This is a genomic window from Pseudomonas sp. MPC6, assembly GCF_006094435.1.
Lineage (GTDB): Bacteria > Pseudomonadota > Gammaproteobacteria > Pseudomonadales > Pseudomonadaceae > Aquipseudomonas.
In genome coordinates, this window is record NZ_CP034783.1 from 1301967 (window position 1) to 1320839 (window position 18873).

Genomic DNA, 18873 nt, shown 5'->3' on the forward strand with positions numbered 1-18873 from the left:
CATGACAGCGACCATAAAACTCGGCCAGTTGGCCGAGTTCCTCGACGCCACCCTGCGTGGCGACGCGGAGAAGGAAATTACTGGGCTAGCCACTTTGCAAGAGGCTGGCCCAGCTCAGTTGAGCTTTCTGGCAAATCCTCAATACCGTAAATACCTGGCTGACAGCCGGGCCGCAGCCGTGTTGCTGAAGGCCGCTGACGCTGAAGGTTTCGTCGGTGATGCAGTGGTGGTGGCCGATCCGTACCTGGCCTACGCCCGTATTTCCCACCTGTTCGATCCCAAGCCCAAAGCGCTAGCCGGGGTTCACCCGACGGCGGTCGTGGCGGCGGATGCGGTGGTCGATCCGGCGGCGAGCATCGGGGCCTTTGCCGTGATCGAAAGCGCAGCCCGCATTGCCGCTGGCGTGACCGTCGGCGCCCATTGCTTTGTCGGTGCCCGCAGCGAGATTGGCGAGGGTGGTTGGCTGGCCCCGCGCGTCACGCTGTATCACGACGTGCGCATCGGCAAGCGGGTGGTGATCCAGTCCGGTGCCGTGCTTGGTGGTGAAGGTTTCGGTTTCGCCAACGAGAAAGGTGTCTGGCAGAAAATCGCCCAGGTCGGTGGAGTGCTGGTCGGCGATGATGTAGAGATTGGCGTGAATACCGCTGTCGATCGCGGTGCATTGGCCGATACTGTCATCGGCAATGGCGTCAAGCTCGACAATCAGATTCAGATCGCCCACAACGTCCAGATTGGTGATCACACCGCCATGGCAGCGTGCGTGGGGATCTCCGGCAGCAGCAAAATCGGCAAGCATTGCATGCTCGCCGGTGGCGTCGGGCTGGTGGGGCATATCGAAATCTGCGACAACGTTTTCATCACCGGGATGACCATGGTGACCCACTCGATTACCGAGCCGGGTTCCTATTCTTCCGGTACGGCCATGCAGCCGGCTGCCGAATGGCGCAAAAGCGCGGCACGCCTGCGTCAGCTCGATGACATCGCGCGACGGCTGCGACAGCTGGAAAAGCGAGTAGGGGAAGTGACCCCTGACGATAATGCTTCATCAGATGGCTGATACCATTTCCATATCAAGTGTGCACAGCCGCTAGTCGGCCTCCTTGATTTGCTAGAGGAATGCGCGTCAGTCGCGCGTTACCAATCTTTACATAGGCTTCCCCCCGAAATGATGGACATCAACGAGATTCGCGAATACCTGCCTCACCGTTACCCGTTCCTGCTGGTGGACCGGGTGGTGGATCTGGATGTGGAAGGCAAGCGCATTCGCGCCTACAAGAATGTCAGCATCAACGAGCCGTTCTTCAATGGTCACTTCCCTGCGCATCCGATCATGCCGGGCGTGTTGATCATTGAAGCAATGGCTCAGGCTGCCGGGATCCTTGGTTTCAAAATGCTCGACGTGAAACCGGCCGACGGCACCCTCTATTACTTCGTCGGCTCCGACAAGCTGCGCTTCCGCCAGCCGGTCCTGCCGGGCGATCAGTTGATCCTTGAAGCCAAGTTCCTGAGCTGCAAGCGCCAGATCTGGAAGTTCGAGTGCCAGGCTTCGGTTGATGGCAAGCCAGTCTGCTCCGCTGAAATCATCTGCGCGGAACGCAAACTATGAGTTTGATTGACCCTCGCGCAATCATCGATCCGGCGGCCATCCTGGCCGACGACGTCGAGGTCGGCCCCTGGTCGATCATCGGCGCAGGTGTGGAAATCGGCGAGGGGACAGTGATCGGGCCGCATGTGATTCTCAAGGGCCCGACCCGAATCGGTAAGCATAATCGCATCTACCAGTTTTCTTCGGTAGGCGAGGACACGCCCGATCTGAAATACAAGGGTGAAGAGACTCGCCTGGTCATTGGTGACCACAACGTCATCCGTGAAGGGGTGACGATTCACCGCGGCACCGTCCAGGACCGTTCGGAAACGACCCTGGGTGATCACAACCTGATCATGGCCTATGCCCACATCGGCCACGACAGCGTCATCGGCAACCACTGCATTCTGGTCAACAACACTGCGCTGGCAGGCCATGTGCACGTCGAGGACTGGGCGATCCTGTCCGGCTTTACCCTGGTCCACCAGTATTGCCACATCGGCGCCCACAGCTTTTCCGGCATGGGTACCGCCATCGGCAAGGACGTACCCGCGTACGTCACGGTGTTCGGCAACCCGGCCGAAGCGCGCAGCATGAACTTCGAAGGCATGCGCCGTCGCGGGTTCAGCGAAGACGCGATCCACGCGTTGCGTCGTGCCTACAAGGTGGTTTACCGCCAGGGCCTGACGGTTGAACAGGCGCTCGCCGAGCTGACCGAACCTTCGGCGCAGTTTCCTGAAGTCGCGGTGTTCCGTGATTCCATCCAGTCTTCGACCCGCGGCATCACTCGATAATCATGGCTAATCTGCGTATAGCGCTGGTAGCCGGTGAGGCTTCCGGCGACATTCTGGGCGCCGGTCTGATGCGCGCGCTCAAGGCTCGGCATCCAACGGTGGAGTTCATCGGAGTCGGTGGCCCATTGATGCAGGCCGAAGGCCTGACCTCGTATTTCCCCATGGAGCGTCTTTCCGTGATGGGCCTGGTGGAAGTGCTGGGTCGCTTGCGTGAGTTGCTCAAGCGCCGCAAGAAACTGGTTGCGGACCTGATCGCCGAGAAGCCGGACGTGTTCATCGGCATCGATGCCCCGGACTTCAACCTCACGATCGAACTCAAATTGCGTCAGGCCGGGATCAAGACCGTGCATTACGTCAGCCCGTCGGTCTGGGCCTGGCGGCAGAAACGGGTGCTGAAGATCCGCGAAGGCTGCGACCTGATGCTGACGCTGTTCCCGTTCGAAGCGAAATTCTATGAAGAGAAGGGCGTGCCGGTGCGGTTTGTCGGGCACTCCCTGGCCGATGCGATTCCGCTCGAAGCCGATCGCGCCGCCGCTCGTGCCGAACTCGGCTTGCCGGACGGACCGCTGGTCGCACTGATGCCCGGCAGTCGCGGTGGCGAGGTAGGGCGCCTGGGTGCGTTGTTCCTCGATACCGCCCAGCGTCTGCGGGCCCTGCGCCCTGGCGTGCGGTTCGTCGTGCCTTGCGCCAGCCCCGAGCGGCGCAAGCAGCTCGAGGAGTTGCTGGCCGGTCGCGACCTGCCGCTGACCTTGCTCGACGGCAAATCCCATCTGGCCCTGGCGGCCTGCGATGCGGTTCTGATCGCCTCGGGTACAGCGACGCTTGAAGCCTTGTTGTACAAGCGGCCGATGGTGGTTGCGTATCGCCTGGCGCCACTGACGTTCTGGATTCTCAAACGCATGGTGAAAAGCCCGTACGTGTCCTTGCCGAACCTGCTGGCCCAGCGCCTGCTGGTGCCCGAGCTACTGCAGGACGAGGCGACGGTCGAAGCGCTGGCCCAGACCCTGTCGCCGCTGATCGAGGGTGGTGAAGAGCAGACCCGCGGTTTTGACCAGATACACCGGACCCTTCGTCTGGATGCCTCCAACCAGGCTGCGGATGCAGTGCTGAACCTGATCGGTCAAGTACAATGAAAAAAACAAGCATGCAAATGGGGCTGGATTTCAACTTGGTCGCTGAAGTCGAAGCATTGGTTGCCGGTGTCGACGAAGTCGGCCGTGGCCCGCTCTGTGGCGCCGTGGTGACCGCAGCGGTGATCCTCGATCCGAGCCGGCCGATTCTCGGTCTGAACGACTCGAAGAAGCTGACCGAGGCCCGTCGCGAAAAGCTGTATGACGAAATCTGCGAAAAAGCCCTGAGCTGGTGTATCGCTCGCGCCGAAGTCGAAGAAATCGACCAGTTGAACATCCTCCACGCCACCATGCTGGCCATGCAGCGCGCCGTCGAGGGCCTGCACATCACGCCAAGACTGGCGATGATCGACGGCAACCGCTGCCCGAAACTGTCGATGCGCGCCGAAGCGGTGATACAGGGTGACGCCCTGGTACCGGCCATCGCCGCGGCATCGATCCTGGCCAAGGTCAGTCGCGACCGTGAAATGGCTGCTTTCGAATTGGTGTACCCGGGGTACGGCATCGGCGGCCACAAAGGCTACCCGACTCCCGTTCATCTGGAAGCCTTGGCCCGCCTGGGGCCGACGCCGATTCACCGGCGTTCGTTCGCCCCGGTCCGCCTGGCTTACGAAGCGCGGGCACACTTGATCGTGGGCTAGTCGCAGGCTGATGTTTTCGCCAAGGCCCGGTACAATCCGGGCCTTGTTGTTTTTATGAACATACGCAGGATCACTATGCCGGCTTCATTCGTTCACCTACGCCTGCACACTGAATATTCCCTGGTCGACGGTCTGGTGCGGATCAAACCGCTGGTCAAGACCCTGGTCGGCATGAACATGCCCGCCGTAGCGGTCACGGACCAGAACAACATGTGTTCCCTGGTCAAATTCTATAAAGCGGCCATGGGTGCGGGGATCAAGCCGATCTGCGGCGCCGACCTGTGGCTGTCGAACAAGGATCCGGATAACGCCCTGAGCCGGATCAGCCTGTTGGCGATGAACGCCGTGGGCTATCGCAACCTGACCGAACTGATCTCCCGCGGCTTCATCGACGGCCAGCGCAATGGCTCGATCATCATCGAGCGCGAGTGGGTGGCCGAAGCCAGCGAAGGCTTGATCATGCTGTCGGCGGCGAAAGAGGGCGAGATCGGCCTGGCCATGCTCAGTGGCAACCCGGCTGAAGCGGAAAACCTGGCGCGCGAATGGATGACGGTCTTCCCGGATCGCTTCTACCTGGAAATCCAGCGCACCCATCGTCCCAACGATGAAGAACAACTGCACGGCGCCGTGGCCCTGGCCGAGAAGATCGGAGCGCCACTGGTGGCGACCAACGATGTGCGCTTCATCAAGCAGGAAGACTTCGCCGCTCACGAAACCCGTGTCTGCATCGGTGAAGGTCGCGCCCTCGACGATCCGCGACGTTCCAAGAATTACAGTGACCAGCAATACCTCAAAAGCGCCGAGGAAATGGCTGAGCTGTTCAGCGACATTCCCGAGGCATTGGCGAACACCGTCGAGATCGCCAAGCGCTGCAACATCGAAGTGAAACTGGGCAAGCACTTCCTGCCCAACTTCCCGATTCCCGATGGCATGACCATCGACGAGTATTTCCGCAAGGTTTCGTTCGATGGCCTGGAAGATCGCCTCAGCGTTCTGCTGCCCAGGGACACCACCGAAGATTACGAAGCCAAGCGTCAGGTCTATGTCGACCGGTTGAATTTCGAGCTGGATATCATTATCCAGATGGGCTTCCCCGGTTACTTCCTGATCGTGATGGACTTTATCCAGTGGGCCAAGAGCAACGGCGTGCCAGTCGGCCCAGGCCGTGGGTCGGGTGCCGGGTCGCTGGTGGCCTATGTACAGAAGATCACCGACCTCGATCCGCTGGAATATGACCTGCTGTTCGAACGTTTCCTTAACCCGGAACGGGTCTCCATGCCCGACTTCGACGTCGACTTCTGCATGGATGGCCGTGACCGTGTGATCGACTACGTGGCCGAGAAATACGGCCGTAATGCGGTGAGCCAGATCATCACGTTCGGTTCCATGGCGGCCAAGGCTGTGGTCCGTGACGTGGCGCGGGTGCAGGGCAAGTCCTACGGCCTGGCGGATCGTCTGTCGAAGATGATTCCGTTCGAAGTCGGCATGACCCTGGAAAAGGCCTACGAACAGGAAGAAATCCTCCGCGACTTCATCAAGGTCGATGAAGAAGCCGCGGAAATCTGGGAAATGGCGCGCAAGCTGGAAGGCGTTGTGCGTAACGTCGGCAAGCACGCCGGTGGTGTGGTGATCGCGCCGACCAAGCTGACTGACTTCTCGCCGATTTATTGCGATGAGGCGGGTGACGGCCTGGTGACCCAGTTCGACAAGGATGACGTTGAAGCCGCCGGCCTGGTGAAGTTCGACTTCCTCGGTCTGCGAACCCTGACGGTCATCGACTGGGCGCTGAAAACCATCAACCGCGAGCGCGCCAAGGTCGATGAGCCGCCGCTGGACATCGCGTTCATCCCGCTGGATGACAAACCGACCTACCAACTGCTGCAAAAGGCTGAAACCACCGCGGTGTTCCAGCTCGAGTCGCGCGGCATGAAGGAGCTGATCAAAAAGCTCAAGCCCGACTGCCTGGAAGACTTGATCGCACTGGTGGCCCTGTTTCGTCCGGGCCCTCTGCAATCGGGCATGGTGGATGACTTCATCAACCGTAAGCACGGTCGCGCCGAACTGGCGTATCCGCACTCGGACTACCAGTACGAAGGCCTCAAGCCGGTGTTGGCACCGACTTACGGCATCATCCTGTATCAGGAACAGGTGATGCAGATTGCCCAGGTCATGGCCGGTTACACCCTCGGCGGTGCGGACATGCTGCGTCGGGCCATGGGCAAGAAAAAGCCCGAAGAAATGGCCAAGCAGCGCGGCGGTTTCATTGAAGGTTGCACCGCTAACAACATCGACCCGGACCTGGCCGGTAACATTTTCGACCTGGTGGAAAAATTCGCCGGTTACGGCTTCAACAAATCCCACTCCGCTGCTTACGGCCTGGTGTCGTACCAGACCGCGTGGCTGAAGACCCACTACCCGGCACCGTTCATGGCCGCGGTGCTGTCGGCGGATATGCACAACACCGACAAGGTCGTGACCTTGATCGAAGAAATTCGCACCATGAAGCTGCGCCTCGACGCGCCGGATGTGAATACCTCGGAGTTCAAGTTCACGGTGAACGACGAAGGCCGGATTATCTACGGCCTCGGCGCGATCAAGGGGGTGGGTGAAGGTCCGGTGGAAGCGATCACCGAGGCGCGCCAGGCGGGTCCGTTCAAGGACCTGTTCGACTTCTGCGCACGTGTCGATCTCAAGCGCATCAACAAGCGCACCTTGGACGGGTTGATCCGCAGCGGTGCGCTGGATCGTCTCGGTCCTTACTTCCATGACGAGCAGAAAGCCTATCAGGCCAATATCGACCGTAACCGGGCGGTCTTGCTGAACGCCATGGAAGGGGCGATCAAGGCGGCCGAACAAACCGCGCGTACCAAAGACAGCGGTCACGTCGATCTGTTTGGCGGCCTGTTCGTCGAAGAAGACGCCGATGTCTACGTCAATCACCGCAAGGCCAAGGAATTGACCCTCAAGGAACGCCTCAAAGGCGAGAAAGATACCTTGGGCCTGTACCTGACCGGTCACCCGATCGACGAGTACGAAGGCGAGATCCGCCGTTTCGCCCGTCAGCGCATCATCGACCTGAAACCGGCCCGGGATACCCAGACGGTCGCGGGCATGATCATCGCCCTGCGCGTGATGAAGAACAAAAAGGGCGACAAGATGGGGTTCATTACCCTTGACGACCGCTCTGGCCGGATCGAAGCCTCGTTGTTTGCCGAAGCGTTCCATTCCGCACAGTCGCTGTTGCAGACCGACGCGATGGTGGTGGTCGAAGGCGAAGTGAGCAACGACGACTTTTCCGGTGGCTTGCGCCTGCGGGTCAAGCGGGTGATGAGCATGGAAGATGCGCGCACCAACCTGGCTGAAAGCCTGCGCCTGAAGCTGCAGACCAAGGACCTCAAGGGCGATCAGCTGCGCTGGCTGGGGGAGCTGTTCAAGCGTCACCGCGGTGCGTGCCCGATCACCATGGAATACACCAGTCCCGACGCGAAGGCCTTGCTGCAGTTCGGCGAGACCTGGCGGATCGACCCGGCGGACGCCTTGATTCAAGCCCTGCGTGACCAGTTCGGGCGAGACAACGTCTTCCTCCAATACCGTTGACGGTCAGGCCTCATTCTTCTCCATCAAGAGCGTGGCCTGATCTCGACCGAATTTTTTAATCTCGACCTGAACGCGCCTGTCCCTTAAGGTAGGGCGCGAATAGACAACCGGCCGGCCCAAGTTCCCTTGGAGGTCGACCCAAGACGGACGCCTATGAACCCGAATTTTCTAGATTTCGAACAGCCGATCGCCGACCTGCAAGCCAAGATCGAAGAGTTGCGCTTGGTCGGTAATGACAATTCGCTGAATATCGGCGATGAGATCTCCCGCCTGCAGGACAAGAGCAGCACGCTGACCGAAGACATCTTCGCCAAGCTGACCAGCTGGCAGATCGCACGCCTGGCGCGTCACCCGAAACGTCCGTATACCCTGGACTACATCGAACACATCTTCACCGAGTTCGACGAACTGCACGGCGACCGTCACTTCTCCGACGACGCGGCGATCGTGGGTGGCATTGCCCGTCTGGACGACCAGCCGGTGATGATCATAGGCCACCAGAAAGGCCGGGAAGTGCGCGAGAAAGTTCGCCGCAACTTCGGCATGCCGCGCCCCGAAGGCTACCGCAAGGCGTGCCGCCTGATGGAAATGGCCGAACGCTTCAAAATGCCGATCCTGACCTTCATCGATACGCCGGGCGCCTACCCGGGCATCGACGCCGAAGAGCGCAACCAGAGCGAAGCGATCGCCTGGAACCTGCGCGTCATGGCGCGCCTGAAAACCCCAATCATCGCCACCGTGATCGGTGAGGGTGGTTCCGGTGGCGCGCTGGCGATTGGCGTGTGCGATCAGTTGAACATGCTGCAGTACTCGACCTACGCGGTGATTTCGCCGGAAGGTTGCGCCTCGATTCTGTGGAAAACCGCGGAAAAAGCCCCGGATGCCGCTGAAGCCATGGGCATCACCGCCGATCGCCTCAAGGGCCTGGGCATCGTCGACAAGGTGATCGGCGAGCCGTTGGGTGGCGCACACCGTGATCCCGCCAAGGCGGCAGCCTCGATCCGTGCCGAGCTGAGCTCGCAACTGTCGATGCTGAAGAAGTTCGATAACGAAGCGCTGCTGGCCCGCCGTTACGAGCGCCTGATGAGCTACGGTCTCTGATCTGACCTGGTCTCTTCCAGCGACGCAAAACCACTGTGGGAGCGGGCTTGCTCGCGAAAGCGGTATAACAGTCAACACGATGTGTTGAATGTTGCACCGCTTTCGCGAGCAAGCCCGCTCCCACATTTGATTTGTGCAAAGTGATCGATATGAGCCAGCCCATGATTGATCTGCCAGCCAGGCTTCTACTCAACCTTGCTCCTTGGCGCTCCGCCACCACCTGGCGCATCGCCTTCTCCGGTGGCCTCGACTCCACCGTCCTGCTGCACCTGCTTGCCTACCTCGCAAAAACCGAATCCCTGCCCGCGCTAAGCGCTATCCATGTCCATCACGGCCTTCAGGCTGCGGCCGATGCGTGGCCGGCGCATTGTCAGGCGGTCTGTGATGCGCTGGGAGTGCCGCTGGCGGTGATTCGCGTCCAGGTTCAACCCGGCGCCAGCCAGGAGCGAGCCGCCCGGGAGGCGCGGTACGGTGCGTTCATCGAGGCGACTCAGGCCAATGAAGTGCTGCTGACTGGCCAGCACCGTGACGATCAAGCGGAAACCCTGTTGTTTCGGCTAGTGCGGGGAGCCGGGGTGAGGGGGCTTTCGGCGATGCCGCGCCAGCGACCGCTGGGTAAAGGGCATCTGTTGCGGCCCCTGCTCGATGTCACGCGGGCGGAATTGGAAGCCTATGCGACCGCGCACGGGCTCGGCTGGATTGAAGACCCCTCGAATCAGGACCGGCAATTCTCGCGCAATTACCTGCGTCATCAGGTGTTCCCGGTATTGACCGAGCGCTGGCCGCAAGCGGTGGCGACCATGGCCCGCAGCGCCGCGCATCTGAGTGAAGCGCAGGCATTGCTCGATGAGCTGGCGCAAATCGATCTGGCCGGCGCGAGCACGGTCAGTGAGTTCGACTGGCTGGGTTTGCCGTCTCTGGAGCTGGCGTCGCTGGCAACACTCTCCGCTGCTCGCCAGCGAAATGCACTGAGTCACTGGCTCGCGGCGCTGACGCGGCTGCCGGACAGCGACCATTGGTCGGGTTGGGAGGATTTGCGCGATGCTTCCGGCGATGCGCGTCCGAGCTGGCGATTGGCGGACGGCGAACTCCATCGGGCAGGTAGGCGGATCTGGTGGTTGTCCGGCCACTGGTTGCGCACTTCTTCCGCCGCTGAAGAATGGCCTGATGCCTCGCGATCACTGGCGTTGCCGGGCAATGGCGTACTGACACTCGCCGGTCAAATCCCCGCTGGCCCGCTGCATATCCGCTATCGTGAAGGCGGTGAAGTGATGAATCTGCCGGGTCGCGGGCACCGTGATCTGAAGCGTTTGCTCAATGAGCGCGGGGTCCCGAACTTTGCCCGTGGCAGATTGCCGCTGCTGTACCAGGGCGAGCAATTGCTGGCGGTGGCGAACCTGCGGGGCTTGAACGGCAGCGCACAGGATGGCTGGAATTTACATTGGCAGCCGCCACCTGCGATCAAGGTTTGAGCTGAAAGGGGCTTTCCGGTAGACTACGCTCCCTTCTTGATACAACTTCTGTGGATTCGCCTGAATTGCAGGAGTTGCCGATTACCAAGCAGTCTTTGCTGGGCGATTCCAAAAAATGTGTAGCGAGCAACGTACCGGTGTTCCACCTTCCGGTCTGTCCCAACGCGGCGGTTTTTTTGAAAGATGCACTGTGATTGATGCAGGTGATCGGGGGCTTCGGCCTTCCTTCGCTTTCCCCGGCGGCTCGGACCGCTTTAACGCAGACTTCTAGGGTTTTTCATGACGCGCTACATATTCGTCACGGGCGGTGTTGTTTCTTCATTGGGGAAAGGCATTGCATCGGCTTCATTGGCGGCCATCCTGGAGGCGCGGGGACTTAAGGTCACCATGCTGAAGCTGGACCCGTACATCAACGTTGACCCGGGCACCATGAGCCCGTTCCAGCACGGTGAAGTGTTCGTCACCCACGACGGCGCCGAGACCGACCTGGACCTGGGCCACTACGAGCGGTTCATCCGCACGACCATGACCCAGAACAACAACTTCACCACCGGCCGTGTCTACGAACACGTCCTGCGCAAAGAGCGCCGTGGTGATTACCTGGGCGCCACCATCCAGGTGATCCCGCACATCACCGACGAAATCAAGCGCCGGATCATCAAGGGCGCCGGCGATGCCGACGTGGCCATGGTCGAGATCGGTGGCACCGTGGGTGACATCGAATCGCAACCGTTCCTCGAAGCGATCCGTCAATTGCGTTTCGAAGTCGGCGCCAAGCGCGCGATGCTGATGCACCTGACGCTGGTGCCGTACATCGCCACCGCCGGCGAGACCAAAACCAAGCCAACCCAGCACTCGGTCAAGGAACTGCGTTCCATCGGCCTGCAGCCAGACGTGCTGGTGTGCCGTTCCGATCACCCGATCGACCTGTCCTCGCGCCGCAAGATCGCGCAGTTCACCAACGTTGAAGAACGTGCGGTGATCGCGCTGGAAGACGCCGACACCATCTACAAGATCCCGGGCATCCTGCACGCCCAGGGCCTGGATGATTTCGTCGTCGAGCGTTTCGGCCTGCAATGTGGCGGCGCCGATCTGTCCGAGTGGGAAGCCGTGGTCGACGCCAAGCTCAACCCCGAGCACGAAGTCACCATCGCCATGGTCGGCAAGTACATGGAGCTGCTGGACGCCTACAAGTCGCTGATCGAAGCGATGAGTCACGCCGGCATCAGCAACCGCACCAAGGTCAACCTGCGCTACATCGATTCCGAAGACATCGAAAACCAGGGCACTGCGCTGCTGGAAGGTGTCGACGCGATCCTCGTACCGGGCGGCTTCGGTCTGCGCGGCGTGGAAGGCAAGATCACTGCCGTTCAATTCGCTCGCGAAAACAAGGTTCCGTACCTGGGTATCTGCCTGGGCATGCAAGTGGCCGTCATCGAGTTCGCACGTAACGTGCTGGGCTGGAAAGACGCCAACTCCACCGAGTTCGATCGTGCCAGCGGTCACCCGGTCGTGGGCCTGATCACCGAGTGGGAAGATGCCACCGGCGCCGTCGAAACCCGTACCGAAGCGTCCGACCTGGGCGGCACCATGCGCCTGGGCGCACAGGATTGCCTGCTCGAAGCCGGCTCCCTGGTACACGACTGCTACGCCAAGGACGTGATCGTCGAACGTCACCGTCATCGCTATGAAGTGAACAACAACCTGCTGCCGCAACTGATCGAGGCCGGTCTGAAAATCTCCGGTCGTTCCGGTGATGGCGCGTTGGTTGAAGTGGTCGAAGCCCCGGATCATCCGTGGTTCGTCGCTTGCCAGTTCCACCCGGAGTTCACTTCGACGCCACGCGACGGTCACCCGTTGTTCAGCGGTTTCGTTAAAGCAGCTTTGGTTCAACACCAGAAGAAGGCGTAAATCCAATGGCGCAGAAGATCATCCGTGTAGGCGATATCGAGATTGCCAACGACAAGCCAATGGTGCTTTTCGGTGGCATGAACGTGCTGGAAAGCCGTGACATGGCGATGCAGGTCTGCGAAGAATACGTGAAGGTCACCGAAAAACTCGGTATCCCTTACGTGTTCAAGGCCAGCTTCGACAAGGCCAACCGTTCCTCCGTGACCTCTTACCGTGGCCCCGGCCTGGAAGAGGGCATGCGGATTTTCCAGGACATCAAGCAAGCCTTCGGCGTGCCGATCATCACCGACGTCCACGAGCCCGAGCAGGCCGCGGTCGTTGCTGAAGTCTGCGACATCATCCAGCTGCCGGCCTTTTTGTCGCGCCAGACCGACCTGGTGGTCGCGATGGCCAAGACCGGTGCGGTGATCAACATCAAGAAAGCCCAGTTCCTCGCGCCTCAGGAAATGAAACACATCCTGAGCAAGTGCGTGGAGGCGGGCAACGATCAGTTGATTCTCTGCGAACGCGGTTCGAGCTTCGGCTACAACAACCTGGTCGTCGACATGCTCGGCTTCGGCATCATGAAGCAGTTCGAATACCCGGTGTTCTTCGACGTGACCCATGCGTTGCAGATGCCGGGTGCTCGCTCCGATTCTGCCGGTGGTCGCCGCGCCCAGGTGCTCGATCTGGCGAAAGCCGGGATCAGCCAGTCGCTGGCCGGTTTGTTCCTCGAAGCCCACCCTGATCCGGACAACGCCAAATGCGACGGCCCTTGCGCCTTGCGTCTGGACAAACTGGAGCCATTCCTGGCCCAGCTCAAAGCGTTGGACGACCTGGTGAAGAGTTTTCCTGTCGTAGAAACCGCGTAATATCGGCAAACCCGAACTTGTAGGAGCTGGCTTGCCAGCGAAGAGGCCCTCAAGCCTTGCGGGAATTTCGAGACCGCCTTCGCCAGCAAGCCGGCTCCTACAAAGTGAGCCACACGTTATAAATCGAGCGGTACAGAGCGTTTTCGTCAACTTTGGAGTGTTTACAACAATGGCAAAAATCGTCGACATCAAAGGTCGTGAAGTTCTCGACTCCCGTGGCAACCCCACCGTGGAAGCGGACGTGCTTCTCGATAACGGCATCATCGGCAGTGCTTGCGCGCCGTCCGGTGCTTCCACTGGCTCGCGTGAAGCGCTCGAGCTGCGTGATGGCGACAAGAGCCGTTACCTGGGCAAGGGCGTACTCAAAGCCGTCGCCAACATCAACGGTCCGATCCGCGACCTGTTGAAAGGCACAGACCCAAGCGACCAGAAAGCGCTGGATCACGCGATGATCAAGCTCGACGGTACTGAAAACAAAGGTTCCCTGGGCGCCAACGCGATCCTCGCCGTTTCCCTGGCTGCGGCCAAGGCAGCAGCACAGGATCAGGACCTGCCGCTGTACGCTCACATTGCCAACCTGAACGGCACCCCGGGTGTCTACTCGATGCCGGTTCCGATGATGAACATCATCAACGGTGGCGAGCACGCCGACAACAACGTCGACATCCAGGAATTCATGGTTCAGCCGGTTGGCGCCAAGTCTTTCTCGGAAGGCCTGCGCATGGGCACCGAGATTTTCCATCACCTCAAAGCCGTACTGAAGGCCCGTGGCCTGAGCACTGCCGTGGGTGACGAAGGTGGTTTCGCACCGAACCTGGCTTCCAACGAAGACGCTTTGAAAGTGATCTCCGAAGCCGTGGCCAACGCCGGTTACAAACTGGGCACCGACGTGACCCTGGCCCTGGACTGCGCGGCCAGCGAATTCTACGAAGACGGCAAGTACAACCTGTCCGGCGAAGGCCAGGTGTTCACCGCTGAAGGTTTCGCCGACTACCTCAAAGGCCTGACCGAGCGTTATCCGATCATCTCGATCGAAGATGGCCTGGACGAGTCCGACTGGGCTGGCTGGAAAATCCTCACCGACAAGATCGGCGAGAAAGTCCAACTGGTAGGCGACGACCTGTTCGTGACCAACACCAAGATCCTGAAAGAAGGCATCGATAAAAAGATCGCCAACTCGATCCTGATCAAGTTCAACCAGATCGGCACCCTGACCGAAACCCTGGAAGCCATCCAGATGGCCAAGGCCGCTGGTTACACCGCCGTGATCTCGCACCGCTCCGGCGAAACCGAAGATTCGACCATCGCCGACCTGGCCGTGGGCACCTCGGCTGGCCAGATCAAGACCGGTTCCCTGTGCCGTTCCGACCGTGTTTCCAAGTACAACCAACTGCTGCGTATCGAAGAGCAGTTGAATGGCAAAGCCAAGTACAACGGTCGCAGCGAATTCCGCGGTTAATCGTTAACTGGTAAAAAGACACCGGATTGTGTCGGAAAAATCGCTACAGCGACGTTTTTGCCACTAATCTGATGCCTTAACAGCACAAGCCTGGTTCTTCCAGGCTTCGTGCTATCAGCAGCTTCAAAGTGTTGGCATGGCTGTCTTTTTTCACTGGATACCTGATATTCGATGCGCAGTCCCAATTGGTTGTTCCTCGTCTTGCTCCTGCTGCTGGCTGGCCTGCAATACCGCCTGTGGGTGGGTAATGGCAGCCTGGCGCAAGTGGCCGAACTGACTCAGCAGATCGCAGATCAACACGCTGAGAACGAGGGCCTGCTTGAGCGCAATCGGGTGATGGACGCTGAAGTCAGTGAGTTGAAAAAGGGCATGGAGACCGTTGAAGAGCGGGCTCGTCATGAGCTGGGCATGGTCAAGGATGGTGAAACCCTTTACCAGCTGGCTCAATGAACCCTTCGTTACCGGCCTTCTGGGCCGTGATTCCTGCCGCGGGCGTCGGTGCCCGTATGGCCGCGGACCGTCCCAAGCAATATTTGCAACTGGGCGGGCGCACTATTCTCGAACACAGCCTTGGCTGTTTCCTTGATCATCCTTGCCTGAAGGGCCTGGTGGTCAGTCTTGCTGTCGATGATCCTTATTGGCCGAACCTGGCGTGTGCTGGCGATTCGCGTATTCAGCGGGTTGAGGGCGGTGCCGAGCGTTCCGGGTCGGTACTCAATGCGCTGCTGCATTTGCATGCCCAGGGCGCTGACGATGAAGATTGGGTGCTGGTCCACGATGCCGCGCGACCGAATCTGAGCCGTGATGATCTGGACAAGTTGCTCAGCGAGTTGGCGGACGACCCGGTGGGCGGTCTGCTGGCGGTGCCAGCACGCGATACCCTCAAGCGGGTCGACAAGCAGGGCCGTGTTGTCGAAACCGTGGACCGCAGTGTGATCTGGCAGGCTTATACGCCGCAGATGTTTCGCCTGGGTGCATTGCATCGGGCATTGGCCGACAGCCTGGTGGCGGATGCGGTCGTCACCGATGAGGCTTCGGCGATGGAGTGGGCAGGCCTGGCGCCACGTTTGATAGAAGGTCGGTCCGACAACCTGAAAGTCACTCGGCCCGAAGACCTTGAATGGTTGCGCCAGCGATGGGCTAACCGCCGCTGACTGCTGTGGTGTCTGTCAGACCGCTTTCGCGAGCAAGTCGAATCGTCGCACCGCCGCTCCCACACTCGATCGCATTCTTCTGATAGAACTCGGTCAACTGTGGGAGCGGGCTTGCTCGCGAATGCGGTGGCCCAAGCAATCAGGATCTTGGTGACACAGCAATGGATTCGCTAGCTGCGATACTCCGGCCGCTCGGCCAGCCCCTCCTTCAAAAAGTCCACCAACTTGCGCACCTTCGGCGACAGATGCCGCTGCTGTGGATAAAGCGCCCACACCGCCGTATTCGGCGGCTGATGCGCTTCCAGCAACGAAATCAACGCACCGCTGTTCAAATGCTCCAACACGTAATAATCCGGCAACTGACACAACCCGACACCTTGTAACGCCGCATCCAGCACCGCTTGCCCACTGTTGCAGCGCCAGTTTCCCTGTACCCGCTGGGAAAATTCCCGTCCGTTCTGTTCCAGTTGCCAAATGTCCGAACTGCCGATGAGGCAATTATGCCGGCTCAGTTCCGACAGACTGTGCGGGCGACCATACCGTTCCAGGTAGGACGGTGATGCGCACAAGTACATTCGCCGTGGTGCCAGGCGTGCCGCCACCAGCCGGGAGTCCTGCAAGCGGCCAAGACGGATCGCCAGGTCCAGGCCCTCGTGCACCAGGTCCAGTTGGCGGTTGCTCAGTTCGATGTCGATCCGCAGCTGCGGATAGAGCCCCATGAAGCGGGTCACCAGCGGCACGATGAAGCGTTCGCCATAAGCCACGGCGCACGTCATGCGCAGCATGCCTTTGGGTTCGCTGGTCAGGTCGCCGACCGCTCGCAAGGCTTCTTCCCGGCCATCCTGTAATCGTTGGCAATGTTGTAGAAACGTCTGCCCGGCTTCAGTCAGGGTGACGCGACGGGTGCTGCGATAAAGCAGCCGCGTCTGAAGGCGCTCTTCGAGGCGTACGATTTGTCGACTGACATGGGAGGACGAAACCCCGAGACGTTCGGCAGCAGCGGTGAATTGGCCGCACTCGGCGACCGCTACAAACTCGTCGATCCCTTCCCAGCGGTTTTCGGACATCAAGGATTATCCCTGTATGGCAATAATGTTTTGCTTTTGTCCGGATTATTCACCGTGGAGCGCTGTATTACACTCACTGTCTTGTTTTTATTCACTGGAGAATGCACATGATCAAGTCGCGCGCAGCTGTAGCCTTCGAGGCGAAGAAACCCCTCGAGATCGTCGAAGTCGATGTCGCCATGCCCAAGGCCGGTGAAGTCTTGCTGCGCGTGGTGGCTTCCGGTGTTTGCCATACCGATGCCTACACGCTGTCCGGCGCTGACCCGGAAGGCATCTTCCCGTCGATCCTCGGTCACGAAGGTGGCGCGGTGGTTGAAGCGATCGGCGAGGGCGTGACCTCCGTGGCGGTCGGCGATCACGTGATCCCGCTGTACACCCCGGAATGCCGCCAGTGCAAATTCTGCCTGTCGGGCAAGACCAACCTCTGCCAGGCCATTCGCGCCACCCAAGGCAAAGGCCTGATGCCGGATGGCACCTCGCGCTTTTCCTACAAGGGCCAGCCAATTTTCCACTACATGGGTACCTCGACCTTCTCCGAGTACACCGTGCTGCCGGAAATCTCTGTCGCCAGGATTCCTAAAGAAGCGCCACTGGAAAAAGTCTGCCTGCTGGGCTGCGGTGTCACCACCGGCATCGGCGCAGTCCTCAATACGGCCAAAGTAAAACCTGGTGACACCGTCGCTATTTTCGGTCTCGGCGGCATCGGTCTGTCGGCGATCATCGGCGCGGTCAAAGCCAAGGCCGCGCGCATCATCGCGATCGACATCAACCCGGCCAAATTCGAGATCGCCAAACAGCTGGGTGCAACCGATTGCGTGAACCCGAAAGACTTCGATCGGCCGATCCAGGAAGTCATCGTCGACATGACCGATGGCGGCGTCGACTTTTCCTTCGAGTGCATCGGCAATGTGCAATTGATGCGCGCGGCACTCGAGTGCTGCCACAAGGGTTGGGGCGAGTCGGTGATCATCGGCGTGGCCGGTGCCGGCCAGGAAATCTCCACTCGTCCATTCCAGCTGGTCACCGGCCGCGTCTGGCGCGGTTCGGCATTCGGCGGAGTGCGCGGCCGTACCGAATTGCCGAGCTACGTCGAAATGGCCGAGACCGGCGAAATTCCGCTGGATACGTTCATCACCCACACCATGGGCCTGGAAGATATCAACAAGGCGTTTGACCTGATGCACGAAGGCAAGAGCATCCGTTCCGTCATCCATTTCTGAGGTCGGACATGAACCTGGAAAATATCTCCTGCCAGAAAAGCTTCGGCGGCTGGCACAAACGCTATAAACACCGCTCCGAGGTGCTCGGCTGCGACATGGTGTTTGCCGTGTACCTGCCGCCGCAAGCGGAGCAGGGCGGCAAACTGCCGGTGCTGTACTGGTTGTCCGGCCTGACGTGCACCGACGAAAACTTCATGCACAAGGCCGGCGCCATGCGCATGGCCGCCGAGCTGGGGCTGATCATCGTGGCTCCGGACACCAGTCCTCGCGGCCCTGATGTGCCGGGTGATCCGGAGGGCGCCTGGGACTTCGGTCTCGGCGCCGGGTTCTATCTGAATGCCACCCAGGAGCCCTGGTCGCGGCACTATCGGATGCATGACTATGTCGTGCAGGAATTGCCCGCATTGGTCGAAGCCCATTTCCCTGCATCGGACAAGCGCGGCATCAGCGGGCACTCCATGGGCGGCCACGGCGCGCTGGTCTGCGCCTTGCGCAATCCGGGACGTTATCAGTCGGTGTCGGCGTTCTCGCCGATCAACAATCCGATGGATTGTCCTTGGGGGCAAAAGGCCTTCTCTCGTTACCTGGGCGAAGACCGCTCGAAATGGCGCGAATGGGATGCCTGTGCATTGATCGCCGAGGCTGATGAGAAATTGCCGCTGCTGGTCGACCAAGGTGATCGCGACGATTTCCTCGCCACCCAGCTCAAGCCGGAAGCCCTGCAACAGGCCACCAAACTGGCGGGTCATCCGCTGACGCTGCGACTGCAGCCGGGCTACGACCATAGTTATTTCTTCATCGCCAGCTTCATCGACGACCATCTGCAACATCACGCGCGCGCTCTAAGCTGCTAATGCAGGTAGAATCACGCCCTGACAAAAATCGGGGCGT

The 18873-nt window shown here is 60.1% G+C and carries 15 protein-coding genes and 1 pseudogene; 15 read left to right on the forward strand and 1 reads right to left on the reverse strand.

What is annotated here, in order from left to right; genetic code table 11:
* Position 1 precedes the first annotated feature (1 nt).
* The 13 genes and pseudogenes from lpxD (at position 2) to ispD (ending at position 15695) form a co-directional block, all read left to right on the forward strand.
* Complete coding sequence (lpxD, locus tag ELQ88_RS08025) at positions 2–1057, forward strand: UDP-3-O-(3-hydroxymyristoyl)glucosamine N-acyltransferase (protein WP_138964484.1); 1056 nt, start codon at positions 2–4, stop codon at positions 1055–1057.
* Between the two features lie 108 nt (positions 1058–1165).
* Positions 1166–1606, forward strand: coding sequence for a 3-hydroxyacyl-ACP dehydratase FabZ (fabZ, locus tag ELQ88_RS08030; protein WP_007907157.1), 441 nt, complete (start codon positions 1166–1168; stop codon positions 1604–1606).
* A complete protein-coding gene (lpxA, locus tag ELQ88_RS08035) occupies positions 1603–2379 on the forward strand; it encodes an acyl-ACP--UDP-N-acetylglucosamine O-acyltransferase (protein WP_128872784.1) in 777 nt (258 codons plus the stop codon). The genes fabZ and lpxA overlap by 4 nt, the downstream gene beginning before the upstream one ends.
* A 2-nt stretch (positions 2380–2381) precedes the next feature.
* Positions 2382–3512 carry a lipid-A-disaccharide synthase gene (lpxB, locus tag ELQ88_RS08040; protein WP_128872785.1) on the forward strand — a complete coding sequence of 377 codons (1131 nt, stop codon included), beginning with the start codon at positions 2382–2384 and terminating at the stop codon, positions 3510–3512.
* 11 nt (positions 3513–3523) lie between these two features.
* Positions 3524–4150 carry a ribonuclease HII gene (gene rnhB, locus ELQ88_RS08045; RefSeq protein ID WP_128872841.1) on the forward strand — a complete coding sequence of 209 codons (627 nt, stop codon included), beginning with the start codon at positions 3524–3526 and terminating at the stop codon, positions 4148–4150.
* Positions 4151–4225: 75 nt separating this feature from the next.
* A complete protein-coding gene (gene dnaE, locus ELQ88_RS08050) occupies positions 4226–7747 on the forward strand; it encodes a DNA polymerase III subunit alpha (RefSeq protein WP_138964486.1) in 3522 nt (1173 codons plus the stop codon).
* A 153-nt stretch (positions 7748–7900) separates the two neighbouring features.
* Positions 7901–8848, forward strand: a complete 948-nt coding sequence (locus tag ELQ88_RS08055; RefSeq protein ID WP_128872787.1) for an acetyl-CoA carboxylase carboxyltransferase subunit alpha — start codon at positions 7901–7903, stop codon at positions 8846–8848.
* Between the two features lie 149 nt (positions 8849–8997).
* Positions 8998–10325 (forward strand): annotated as a pseudogene (tilS, locus tag ELQ88_RS08060) (tRNA lysidine(34) synthetase TilS).
* Between the two features lie 274 nt (positions 10326–10599).
* Positions 10600–12231, forward strand: a complete 1632-nt coding sequence (locus tag ELQ88_RS08065; protein ID WP_064676116.1) for a CTP synthase — start codon at positions 10600–10602, stop codon at positions 12229–12231.
* A 5-nt stretch (positions 12232–12236) separates the two neighbouring features.
* The gene (kdsA, locus tag ELQ88_RS08070) at positions 12237–13082 is read left to right on the forward strand and encodes a 3-deoxy-8-phosphooctulonate synthase (protein WP_128872789.1); all 846 of its coding nucleotides are present in this window, start codon (positions 12237–12239) and stop codon (positions 13080–13082) included.
* A 169-nt stretch (positions 13083–13251) separates the two neighbouring features.
* Complete coding sequence (eno, locus tag ELQ88_RS08075; RefSeq protein WP_138964488.1) at positions 13252–14541, forward strand: phosphopyruvate hydratase; 1290 nt, start codon at positions 13252–13254, stop codon at positions 14539–14541.
* A gap of 171 nt (positions 14542–14712) precedes the next feature.
* A complete protein-coding gene (gene ftsB / locus ELQ88_RS08080) occupies positions 14713–14991 on the forward strand; it encodes a cell division protein FtsB (RefSeq protein WP_008028992.1) in 279 nt (92 codons plus the stop codon).
* On the forward strand, positions 14988–15695 hold the full coding sequence (ispD, locus tag ELQ88_RS08085) for a 2-C-methyl-D-erythritol 4-phosphate cytidylyltransferase (RefSeq protein ID WP_128872791.1): 708 nt from the start codon (positions 14988–14990) through the stop codon (positions 15693–15695). Before ftsB ends, ispD begins: the two co-directional genes overlap by 4 nt.
* A gap of 170 nt (positions 15696–15865) precedes the next feature.
* On the opposite strand, the gene ELQ88_RS08090 is transcribed toward ispD, so the two are convergent.
* Positions 15866–16762, reverse strand: coding sequence for a LysR substrate-binding domain-containing protein (locus ELQ88_RS08090; RefSeq protein ID WP_128872792.1), 897 nt, complete (start codon positions 16760–16762; stop codon positions 15866–15868).
* Positions 16763–16869: 107 nt separating this feature from the next.
* On the opposite strand from ELQ88_RS08090, the gene ELQ88_RS08095 reads away from it, so the two are divergent.
* Together ELQ88_RS08095 and fghA are read left to right on the forward strand one after the other, a co-directional pair.
* Positions 16870–17982, forward strand: a complete 1113-nt coding sequence (locus tag ELQ88_RS08095; RefSeq protein WP_138964490.1) for an S-(hydroxymethyl)glutathione dehydrogenase/class III alcohol dehydrogenase — start codon at positions 16870–16872, stop codon at positions 17980–17982.
* A gap of 8 nt (positions 17983–17990) precedes the next feature.
* Complete coding sequence (fghA, locus tag ELQ88_RS08100) at positions 17991–18836, forward strand: S-formylglutathione hydrolase (protein WP_128872793.1); 846 nt, start codon at positions 17991–17993, stop codon at positions 18834–18836.
* The last annotated feature ends 37 nt before the right edge of the window (positions 18837–18873 follow it).

Bases quoted from the DNA above. Each gene is read 5' to 3' on its own strand.
- lpxD (WP_138964484.1), top strand. From the start codon at position 2: ATGACAGCGACCATAAAACTCGGCCAGTTGGCCGAGTTCCTCGACGCC.
- fabZ (WP_007907157.1), top strand. From the start codon at position 1,166: ATGATGGACATCAACGAGATTCGCGAATACCTGCCTCACCGTTACCCG.
- lpxA (WP_128872784.1), top strand. From the start codon at position 1,603: ATGAGTTTGATTGACCCTCGCGCAATCATCGATCCGGCGGCCATCCTG.
- lpxB (WP_128872785.1), top strand. From the start codon at position 2,382: ATGGCTAATCTGCGTATAGCGCTGGTAGCCGGTGAGGCTTCCGGCGAC.
- rnhB (WP_128872841.1), top strand. From the start codon at position 3,524: ATGCAAATGGGGCTGGATTTCAACTTGGTCGCTGAAGTCGAAGCATTG.
- dnaE (WP_138964486.1), top strand. From the start codon at position 4,226: ATGCCGGCTTCATTCGTTCACCTACGCCTGCACACTGAATATTCCCTG.
- ELQ88_RS08055 (WP_128872787.1), top strand. From the start codon at position 7,901: ATGAACCCGAATTTTCTAGATTTCGAACAGCCGATCGCCGACCTGCAA.
- ELQ88_RS08065 (WP_064676116.1), top strand. From the start codon at position 10,600: ATGACGCGCTACATATTCGTCACGGGCGGTGTTGTTTCTTCATTGGGG.
- kdsA (WP_128872789.1), top strand. From the start codon at position 12,237: ATGGCGCAGAAGATCATCCGTGTAGGCGATATCGAGATTGCCAACGAC.
- eno (WP_138964488.1), top strand. From the start codon at position 13,252: ATGGCAAAAATCGTCGACATCAAAGGTCGTGAAGTTCTCGACTCCCGT.
- ftsB (WP_008028992.1), top strand. From the start codon at position 14,713: ATGCGCAGTCCCAATTGGTTGTTCCTCGTCTTGCTCCTGCTGCTGGCT.
- ispD (WP_128872791.1), top strand. From the start codon at position 14,988: ATGAACCCTTCGTTACCGGCCTTCTGGGCCGTGATTCCTGCCGCGGGC.
- ELQ88_RS08090 (WP_128872792.1), bottom strand. From the start codon at position 16,762: ATGTCCGAAAACCGCTGGGAAGGGATCGACGAGTTTGTAGCGGTCGCC.
- ELQ88_RS08095 (WP_138964490.1), top strand. From the start codon at position 16,870: ATGATCAAGTCGCGCGCAGCTGTAGCCTTCGAGGCGAAGAAACCCCTC.
- fghA (WP_128872793.1), top strand. From the start codon at position 17,991: ATGAACCTGGAAAATATCTCCTGCCAGAAAAGCTTCGGCGGCTGGCAC.